The sequence below is a fragment of the Streptomyces roseofulvus genome (genome assembly GCF_039534915.1).
Lineage (GTDB): Bacteria > Actinomycetota > Actinomycetes > Streptomycetales > Streptomycetaceae > Streptomyces > Streptomyces roseofulvus.
The window spans coordinates 4923930-4932935 of record NZ_BAAAWE010000001.1 but is presented as its reverse complement, the minus strand read 5'-3'; the positions used below and the strand labels follow the sequence as shown (position 1 = coordinate 4932935).

At 73.1% G+C, this 9006-nt stretch carries 8 protein-coding genes; 2 read left to right on the top strand and 6 right to left on the bottom strand.

Going from position 1 to position 9006, the window contains the following annotated elements; genetic code table 11:
• The 3 genes from ABFY03_RS22915 to glmS all read right to left on the bottom strand — a co-directional run bounded on the left by ABFY03_RS22915 (position 1) and on the right by glmS (position 4008).
• The gene (locus ABFY03_RS22915) at positions 1 to 1452 is read right to left on the bottom strand and encodes an NAD(P)H-hydrate dehydratase (protein ID WP_346170731.1); all 1452 of its coding nucleotides are present in this window, start codon (positions 1450 to 1452) and stop codon (positions 1 to 3) included.
• Between the two features lie 329 nt (positions 1453 to 1781).
• Positions 1782 to 2150 carry a holo-ACP synthase gene (locus ABFY03_RS22910; protein WP_319010193.1) on the bottom strand — a complete coding sequence of 123 codons (369 nt, stop codon included), beginning with the start codon at positions 2148 to 2150 and terminating at the stop codon, positions 1782 to 1784.
• A 10-nt stretch (positions 2151 to 2160) separates the two neighbouring features.
• Positions 2161 to 4008 carry a glutamine--fructose-6-phosphate transaminase (isomerizing) gene (gene glmS / locus ABFY03_RS22905; protein ID WP_319010194.1) on the bottom strand — a complete coding sequence of 616 codons (1848 nt, stop codon included), beginning with the start codon at positions 4006 to 4008 and terminating at the stop codon, positions 2161 to 2163.
• 130 nt (positions 4009 to 4138) lie between these two features.
• Between glmS and coaA the strand changes: the two genes are divergently transcribed.
• Together coaA and ABFY03_RS22895 are read left to right on the top strand one after the other, a co-directional pair.
• Positions 4139 to 5146 (top strand): type I pantothenate kinase, encoded by a 1008-nt coding sequence (gene coaA / locus ABFY03_RS22900; protein WP_319010195.1) that lies wholly within the window; start codon positions 4139 to 4141, stop codon positions 5144 to 5146.
• A gap of 18 nt (positions 5147 to 5164) precedes the next feature.
• Positions 5165 to 6115, top strand: coding sequence for a DUF389 domain-containing protein (locus ABFY03_RS22895; protein ID WP_319010196.1), 951 nt, complete (start codon positions 5165 to 5167; stop codon positions 6113 to 6115).
• Between the two features lie 79 nt (positions 6116 to 6194).
• On the opposite strand, the gene glmM is transcribed toward ABFY03_RS22895, so the two are convergent.
• From glmM to rplM, 3 genes are all read right to left on the bottom strand, one after another.
• The gene (gene glmM, locus ABFY03_RS22890) at positions 6195 to 7553 is read right to left on the bottom strand and encodes a phosphoglucosamine mutase (protein ID WP_319010197.1); all 1359 of its coding nucleotides are present in this window, start codon (positions 7551 to 7553) and stop codon (positions 6195 to 6197) included.
• Between the two features lie 141 nt (positions 7554 to 7694).
• The gene (gene rpsI / locus ABFY03_RS22885; protein WP_031012128.1) at positions 7695 to 8207 is read right to left on the bottom strand and encodes a 30S ribosomal protein S9; all 513 of its coding nucleotides are present in this window, start codon (positions 8205 to 8207) and stop codon (positions 7695 to 7697) included.
• Positions 8208 to 8249: 42 nt separating this feature from the next.
• The gene (gene rplM / locus ABFY03_RS22880) at positions 8250 to 8693 is read right to left on the bottom strand and encodes a 50S ribosomal protein L13 (protein WP_030494272.1); all 444 of its coding nucleotides are present in this window, start codon (positions 8691 to 8693) and stop codon (positions 8250 to 8252) included.
• Between the last annotated feature and the right edge of the window lie 313 nt (positions 8694 to 9006).

Here is a 9006-nt window from a genome sequence, read left to right as displayed (position 1 = left end):
TCAGGACTCCCGGACGTCGCGCCAGGCGGCGCGGAGGGAGTCGGCGACCTCGGTGGCGGTGATCGGGCCGGGGCCGGCGGCGGCCCGGCGGGCGGCGAGGCCGTGCAGGTAGGCGGCGCAGGAGGCGGCGTCGACGGGGTCGAGGCCGGCGGCGAGGAGGGAGCCGGCCAGGCCGGAGAGGACGTCGCCGGAGCCGGCGGTGGCGAGCCAGGGGGTGCCGGTGGGGTTGACCCGGACCGGGCCGGTGCCGCCGGGCCCGCAGACCAGGGTGGTGGAGCCCTTGAGGAGGACGGTGGCGCCGTAGCGGGCGGCGAGTGCGCGGACGGCGGCGAGCCGGCCGGCCTCCACGGCCGCCCGGTCGGTGCCGAGCAGGGCGGCCGCCTCGCCGGCGTGCGGGGTGAGCAGGGTGGGCGCGGTCCGCTCGCGCACGGTGTCGGGGTCGAGGACGCGCAGGCCGTCCGCGTCGACCAGGACGGGCACGTCGGAGGCGAGCACCTCGGCGACCGCGACTCCGGTGCCGGGCCCGTCGCCGAGCCCCGGTCCGACGGCCCACGCCTGGACGCGGCCGGCCTTCTCCGGCGGCCCCGAGTGCACCAGGGTCTCCGGGTGGGCGGCGATCACCGCCTCGCGCGCGGGGCCGACGTACCGGACGGCCCCGGCGCCGCCGCGCAGGGCGCCGGCGACGGCGAGGACGGCGGCGCCGGGGTAGCGGGCGGAGCCGGCGACGATCCCGAGGACGCCGCGCCGGTACTTGTCGCTCTCGGCGCCGGGCGCGGGCAGTGTCCGGGCCACGTCCTGGTGCTGGAGCGCCTCCGCGTCGGGGACGGACGGGAGGGTGGCGGCGAGCCCGATGTCGACGAGCCGCAGGGCGCCCGCGTACTCCCGGGCGGGGTCGACGAGCAGGCCGGGCTTGTACGTGCCGAAGGTGATCGTCGCGTCGGCGCGCAGGGCCTCCCCGGTGACCTCGCCGGTGTCGGCGTCGATGCCGCTGGGCAGGTCGACGGCGACGACGACCGCGCCGGAGCCGCGCGCGGCCCGGGCGACGGGGACGGCCTCGGGGCGCAGCCCGCCGCGCCCGCCGATGCCGGTGATGCCGTCGAGGACGAGGTCGGCGGCGGCCAGCGCCTCGTACGGGTCCTCGGTGACGCGTCCGCCGGCCGCCCGGAGCGCGGCGAGTCCGGCGCCGTGGGCGCGGGGGCCGAGCAGTACGGCGGTGACGCCGGCGCCGCGCCGGGCGAGCCGGGCGCCGGCGTAGAGGGCGTCGCCGCCGTTGTCGCCGCTGCCGACGAGGAGGACGACCCGGGAGCCGTACACCCGCCCCTTGCCGAGCAGCGAGCAGCAGGCGGCGGCGAGTCCGGCGGCGGCCCGCTGCATCAGCGCGCCCTCGGGCAGCCGTGCCATGAGCGCGGCCTCGGCGGCCCGGACGGTCTCCACACGGTGAGCGGTACGCATGCCCAGCAGTCTGCCGCAGACCCGGCCCCCACGCCCGTGGCCGACCGACGCCCCCCCGGGACCGGGGGCCACGGCGCCGACCTCTCCGGCACCGACAGCCCGCCCCGGGCGGCACCGGGCCCGCCCCCGGCGCCGAGGAGGCAACGCCCCCTTGGCCGTCACCACCGCCCTGGCAAGGCCGCGAGCGTCCGCCGCCGGACCCGGCGACACCGCGAGCGCCCCGCGCCGGCGGCGCGTCGAGGCGGCGGCCCCGTCGCCCTGCGGGTACGGAGAAGGGCCCGGTGGCCGCGCTTCCGCGGTGCCGGGCCCCGTGCTCGTCCGGGTGCGTCTCAGCCCTCGGCGATCACCACCGCCGAGGCCACCCCCGCGTCATGGCTCAGCGAGACGTGCCAGTGCTTCACGCCCAGTTCGGCCGCGCGGGCCGCCACCGTGCCGCGCACGCGGATCCGGGGCTGGCCGGTGGACTCGGCGTACACCTCCGCGTCCGTCCAGTGCAGGTTGCCCGGCGAGCCGAGCGCCTTCGCCAGCGCCTCCTTGGCGGCGAAGCGCACCGCGAGGGAGGCCGGGCCCCGGCGCTCGCCGCTCGGCAGCAGCAGCTCGGCCTCGACGAAGAGGCGCTCGATCAGCGCCGGCGTCCGCTCCAGGGACGCGGCGAAGCGGTCGATCTCCGCCACGTCGATCCCCACCCCGATGATCATCTTTCTTTCCTCACTCCACCGTCACGGACTTGGCCAGGTTGCGCGGCTGGTCCACCTCGTTGCCCCGCGCGGTGGCCAGCTCGCAGGCGAAGACCTGGAGCGGCACCGTCGAGACGAGCGGCTGGAGCAGCGTGGGCGTGGCCGGGACGCGGACGAGGTGGTCGGCGAAGGGGACGACCGCCTCGTCGCCCTCCTCGGCGATCACGATGGTCCGGGCGCCCCGGGCCCGGATCTCCTGGATGTTGGAGACGATCTTGTCGTGGAGGACCGAGCGGCCCTTCGGCGAGGGCACCACGACGACGACCGGCAGGTCCTCCTCGATGAGCGCGATCGGCCCGTGCTTCAGCTCGCCGGCCGCGAAGCCCTCGGCGTGCATGTACGCCAGCTCCTTCAGCTTCAGCGCGCCCTCCAGGGCCACCGGGTAGCCGACGTGCCGGCCGAGGAAGAGGATCGTGTCCTTGTGGGCGAGGGAGCGGGCGAGGGCCCGGACGGGCTCCATCGTCTCCAGGACCCGCTCGACCTCCTCGCCGATCCGGGCGAGCTCGCGGACGACGGCGTGGATCTCGTCGCCCCACTTGGTGCCGCGGACCTGGCCCAGGTAGAGGGCGAGGAGGTAGCAGGCGACGAGCTGCGTCAGGAACGCCTTCGTGGAGGCGACGGCGACCTCGGGCCCCGCGTGGGTGTACAGCACGGCGTCCGACTCGCGCGGGATCGTCGAGCCGTTGGTGTTGCAGACGGCGAGGACCTTGGCGCCCTGCTCGCGGGCGTGCCGGAGCGCCATCAGGGTGTCCATGGTCTCGCCGGACTGCGAGATGGCGATGACCAGCGTCCGCTGCCCGAGGATCGGGTCGCGGTAGCGGAACTCGCTGGCCAGCTCCACCTCGCAGGGGATCCGGGTCCAGTGCTCGATGGCGTACTTGGCGATGAGTCCGGCGTGGAAGGCGGTGCCGCAGGCGACGATGACGACCTTGTCGGCCTCGCGCAGCACCGCGTCGGGGATGCGGACCTCGTCGAGGGTGAGCCGCCCGGAGGCGTCGATCCGCCCGAGGAGGGTGTCGGCGACCGCCTTGGGCTGCTCGGCGATCTCCTTGAGCATGAAGTGGTCGTAGCCGCCCTTCTCGGCGGCGGAGGCGTCCCAGTCGACGTGGAAGGCGCGGACGTCGGCCGGCGCGCCGTCGAAGTCGGTGACGGTGACCCCGTCCCGGCTCAGCTCGACGACCTGGTCCTGGCCGAGCTCGATCGCGGACCGGGTGTGGGCGATGAAGGCGGAGACGTCCGAGGCGAGGAAGTTCTCGCCCTCGCCGACGCCGACGACGAGCGGCGAGTTGCGGCGGGCGCCGACGACGACGTCGGGCTGGTCGGCGTGGACGGCGACCAGGGTGAAGGCCCCGTCGAGCCGCCGGCAGACCAGCCGCATGGCCTCGGCGAGGTCGCCGACGGACGAGAACTCCTCCGCCAGCAGGTGGGCGACGACCTCGGTGTCGGTCTCGGAGAGGAGGGTGTGGCCCCGCTCGGCGAGCTCCTCGCGCAGGGCGGCGAAGTTCTCGATGATGCCGTTGTGCACGACGGCGACCCGGCCCGCGTTGTCGAGGTGCGGGTGCGCGTTGGCGTCGGTCGGGCCGCCGTGGGTGGCCCACCGGGTGTGCCCGATGCCGACGGTGCCGGCGGCCAGCGGCCGGTCGACGAGTTCCTTCTCCAGGTTGACGAGCTTGCCCGCCTTCTTCGCGGCGGCGAGCCCGCCGTCCGCCAGCACGGCGACCCCGGCCGAGTCGTACCCCCGGTACTCCAGCCGCTTCAGCCCCGCGACGACCACATCAAGCGCCGACTGCCCGCCGACGTATCCCACGATTCCGCACATGGCGGCAGCCTACGGCCGAAGCGGGCGCCGGGCCCGTACCCCGCCCGGAGCGGGGGCGGCCGCCGTCAACCGTGCGGCACGTGACCCACCCCACGACCCACGCGGCGCGGGAAGCCGGGACAATGGCGGGGTGATCACTTCGCCGCCACGAAGCGCCAACGGCAACGGAGCCGGAAGCGGAGGCCCCCGCAGGGCCGCCGAGCCGACCCCGTACGTCGACCTCACCCGCGCCGAGTGGAGCGCCCTGCGCGACAAGACCCCGCTCCCCCTCACCGCCGAGGAGGTCGAGCGGCTGAAGGGCCTCGGGGACGTCATCGACCTCGACGAGGTGCGGGACGTCTATCTGCCGCTCTCCCGGCTGCTCAACCTGTACGTGCAGGCCACCAGCGGCCTGCGGGGGGCGCTGAACACCTTTCTCGGGGAGAGCGGCGAGCAGCGCGGCACGCCGTTCGTCATAGGGGTCGCCGGATCGGTCGCGGTCGGCAAGTCGACGGTGGCGCGCCTCCTCCAGGCGCTGCTCGCCCGCTGGCCCGAGCACCCGCGGGTGGAGCGGATCACCACCGACGGCTTCCTCTACCCGATGGAGGAACTGAAGGCGCGCGGGCTGATGTCCCGGAAGGGCTTCCCCGAGTCGTACGACCGGCGGGCGCTCACCCGGTTCGTCGCCGACGTGAAGGCGGGCAAGGAGGAGGTCACCGCCCCGGTCTACTCGCACCTCATCTACGACCGGGTGCCGGGCGAGGAGCTGGTGGTGCGCCGGCCCGACATCCTGATCGTCGAGGGGCTGAACGTGCTCCAGCCGGCGCTGCCCGGCAAGGACGGCCGGACCCGGGTGGGCCTGGCGGACTACTTCGACTTCTCGGTGTACGTGGACGCGCGGCCGGAGGACATCGAGGGCTGGTACCTCAACCGCTTCCGCAAGCTGCGCGAGACCGCCTTCCAGGACCCGTCCTCGTACTTCCGGCGGTGGACGCAGGTGTCCGAGGAGGAGGCGCTGGACTACGCCCGCACGATGTGGCGGACCGTCAACAAGGTCAACCTGCTGGAGAACGTGGCCCCGACCCGCGGCCGGGCGACGCTCGTCGTCCGCAAGGGCCCGGACCACAAGGTGCAGCGCCTCAGCCTGCGCAAGCTCTGACCTCCGTAAGCTCGGGGGATGTTGCATCTGCGGATGATCGTGCCCCCCGACCGCACGGAGGCCGTGACCGAGCTGATCGGGTCGACGGTCGGCACCACCCATGTGGTGGTGCTGCCGGGCGCGGCCCGGAACCCCTCCGGGGACGTCGTGATGTGCGACGTGGCCCGCGAGGCGGGCGACGAACTCCTGCACGGGCTGCGGGAGCTGAAGCTGGATCAGGACGGTTCGATCGCCGTCGAGAACATCGACCTGTCGATGTCGGAGCGGGCCGACGCGGCCGAGGAGGAAGCCCCCGGCGAGGGCGCGGACGCGGTGCTGTGGGAGCAGCTGGCGGACGCGACCCACGAGGAGTCGACGCTCTCCTTCACCTATCTCGCCTTCATGCTGCTGGCGACGATGATCGCGGCCTGCGGCGTGGTCCTGGACAACGCGATCCTGATCGTGGGCGCGATGGCGGTCGGCCCGGAGTTCGGGCCGCTCGCCGGGGTGTGCACGGCGATCGTGAAGCGGGCCCCGCGGCTGGCGGCCCGCTCGCTGGTGGCGCTGCTCGTCGGTTTCGTGGCGGCGATCGCGGTGACGACGCTGTTCAGCCTGCTGATGGACTGGCTGGGCCTGTTCAGCAAGGCGCAGCTGGACGCGGCGCGGCCGCAGACCGCGTTCATCTGGCAGCCGGACCCGTTCTCCTTCGTCGTGGCGCTGCTCGCGGGCGCGGCCGGCACCCTGTCGCTGACCTCGTCGAAGGCGGGCGCCCTGGTGGGCGTGGCGATCTCGGTGACGACCGTGCCGGCGGCGGCGAACGCGGCCGTGGCGCTGAGCTACGGCGAGGTCGGCCAGACGTGGGGCTCGGTGCAGCAGCTGCTGCTCAACCTGCTCGGCATCATGCTGGCGGGCACCCTGACCCTGCTGCTCCAGAAGTGGCTGTGGGAGACCCAGCGGGGCAAGCTGAAGCGCCGGCTGCGGAGGGGCTGAGCCCCCGCCGACGCGTGGATACGGGAAGGGCCCCGCCGCACCGGAGTGCGCGGGGCCCTTCCCGTATCCCTCGGACGGTCTAGCCGAGCGCGGACTTCACCACGTCGGCGAGGCGCTGCGCGACCGAGCGGGCCTGCTCGATGTCGGCGGCCTCGACCATGACGCGGACCAGCGGCTCGGTGCCGGAGGAGCGGAGCAGCACCCGGCCGGTGGTGCCCAGCTCGCGCTCGGCCTCGGCGACGGCGGCGGCCAGCTCGCCGGAGGTGGAGACGCGGGACTTGTCGACGTCCTTCACGTTGATGAGGATCTGCGGCAGCCGCTCCATGACGGAGGCCAGCTCCGCGAGGGACTTGCCGGTGGCGGCGACCCGGGCGGCCAGCATGAGGCCGGTGAGGGTGCCGTCGCCGGTGGTGGCGTGGTCGAGCACGATGACGTGCCCGGACTGCTCGCCGCCGAGGGCGAAGCCGTGCTCCTTCATGGACTCCAGGACGTAGCGGTCGCCGACCGCGGTCTGGACGAGGGTGAGGCCCTCGCGCTCCATGGCGAGCTTGAAGCCCAGGTTGGACATGACGGTGGCGACGACGGTGTCGCCGCGGAGCGTGCCGGCCTCGCGCATGGCGAGGGAGAGCACGGCGAGGATCTGGTCGCCGTCCACCTCCTCGCCGGTGTGGTCGACGGCGAGGCAGCGGTCGGCGTCGCCGTCGTGGGCGATGCCGAAGTCGGCGCCGTGCTCGACGACGGCGGCCTTGAGCAGGTCCAGGTGGGTGGAGCCGCAGCCGTCGTTGATGTTGAGGCCGTCGGGGGCGGCGCCGATGGTGACGACCTGGGCGCCGGCGCGGGTGAACGCCTCGGGCGAGACGCGGGCGGCGGCGCCGTGGGCCTCGTCGAGGACGACCTTCAGGCCGTCGAGGCGGTTCGGCAGCACGGACAGGAGGTGGGAGACGTAGGTCTCGAAGCCCTCGTCGTAGTCGCGGACGCGGCCGACGCCGGCACCGGTCGGGCGGTCCCAGGGGGCGCCGGTGCGGTGCTCCTCGTAGACGGCCTCGATCTTGTCCTCCAGGTCGTCGGCGAGCTTGTGGCCGCCGCGGGCGAAGAACTTGATGCCGTTGTCGGGCATGGCGTTGTGGCTGGCGGAGAGCATCACGCCGAGGTCGGCGCCGAGGACGCCGGTGAGGTGGGCGACGGCCGGGGTCGGCAGGACGCCGACGCGCAGGACGTCGACGCCGGCGCTGGCGAGACCGGCGACGACGGCCGCCTCCAGGAACTCTCCGGACGCGCGCGGGTCACGCCCGACCACGGCGGTCGGCCGATGGCCCTCGAAGGTCCCCGCCTCGGCGAGCACGTGCGCCGCCGCGACCGACAGGCCGAGCGCGAGCTCCGCCGTCAGGTCCGCGTTGGCAACGCCGCGTACGCCGTCGGTGCCGAAGAGTCGTCCCACAGCTGTCCTCCGAAAATGCGTGCCCAAGGGTGAAAAAGATCCCGGTGAAAGGTCCGGGGTGAAAGAGGTTAAGAAAAAACGTACGCCCCGACGGCACGCGCAGTGCGCCGGGGCGTACGTACAAGCAGTGCGAGCAGGCGATTAACGCTTGCTGTACTGCGGAGCCTTGCGGGCCTTCTTGAGACCGGCCTTCTTCCGCTCGACCGCGCGGTCGTCACGGGAGAGGAAGCCGGCCTTCTTCAGCGCCGGGCGGTTGTTCTCGACGTCGGCCTCGTTCAGGGCGCGGGCGACACCGAGGCGCAGGGCACCGGCCTGGCCGGAGACACCGCCACCCGCGATGCGGGCGATGACGTCGTAGCGGTTGTCGAGCTCGAGCACCTTGAAGGGCTCGTTGACTTCCTGCTGGTGGACCTTGTTCGGGAAGTAGTCCTCGAGCGTACGCCCGTTGATCTTCCACTTGCCGGTGCCCGGGACGATCCGGACGCGGGCGATGGCGTTCTTGCGACGGCCCAGGCCGGCGGCCGGCTGCGGGTCGCCGAAGCGGGACGCGAGGGACTCGGAGGTGTAGTCACCCTCGACGATCTCGGTCTCGGTGGTGTACTCCTCGACGCCCTCGAACTCGTCGATGGGGGTCTCGGGGGTGGTCTCGGCCACGATGCTCCTCAGATTTCTTTCGTTCTTAGGGGGTGGCCGGAACTACTGCGCGACCTGGGTGATCTCGAACGGGACCGGCTGCTGGGCAGCGTGCGGGTGGTTCTCGCCCGCGTAGACCTTCAGCTTCGAGAGCATCTGACGGCCCAGGGAGTTCTTGGGGATCATGCCCTTGATGGCCTTCTCGACGGCCTTCTCGGGGTTCTTCTCCAGAAGCTCGTCGTAGCGGACGGAGCGCAGACCACCCGGGTAGCCGGAGTGGCGGTACGCCATCTTCTGGGTCTTCTTGTTGCCGGACAGGTGGACCTTGTCGGCGTTGATGATGATGACGAAGTCGCCCATGTCCATGTGGGGGGCGTAAACCGGCTTGTGCTTGCCTCGCAGGAGGTTCGCAGCCGTCGTCGCCAGACGACCCAGGACGATGTCCTGCGCGTCGATGATGTGCCACTGGCGAGTGACATCGCCGGGCTTGGGGCTGTACGTACGCACTTCGTAGCCTTCGCTTCTTCAGTGGATGGAGTCCAGACACACCTGAAGCGATCATGCAGCTGGGGCACACACTGCCGGGACACCGCCCGTATGCGAGCCACTGGTAACTGCTCCAGGGAACCGCGCAAGGCCTCTCCGCGTGAGAACGACGAAGCCAATACGCATAACAAACCAGAAGCGTACCCGCGCTCCCCCGACCGGGTCAAAACGCGCCCGGCCGACGAGCCCGTCCGCTCCAGGGCGCGCAGCGTCTGCGTCAGCAGCCCCTGCCCGACGCCGCCCTCGCGCGCCTCGCCCCCGCCCGTCGTCCGCC

Excerpts from the sequence above, each read along its gene's own strand:
- ABFY03_RS22915 (WP_346170731.1), bottom strand. The coding sequence starts at position 1,452 with ATGCGTACCGCTCACCGTGTGGAGACCGTCCGGGCCGCCGAGGCCGCG.
- ABFY03_RS22910 (WP_319010193.1), bottom strand. The coding sequence starts at position 2,150 with ATGATCATCGGGGTGGGGATCGACGTGGCGGAGATCGACCGCTTCGCC.
- glmS (WP_319010194.1), bottom strand. The coding sequence starts at position 4,008 with ATGTGCGGAATCGTGGGATACGTCGGCGGGCAGTCGGCGCTTGATGTG.
- ABFY03_RS22895 (WP_319010196.1), top strand. The coding sequence starts at position 5,165 with ATGTTGCATCTGCGGATGATCGTGCCCCCCGACCGCACGGAGGCCGTG.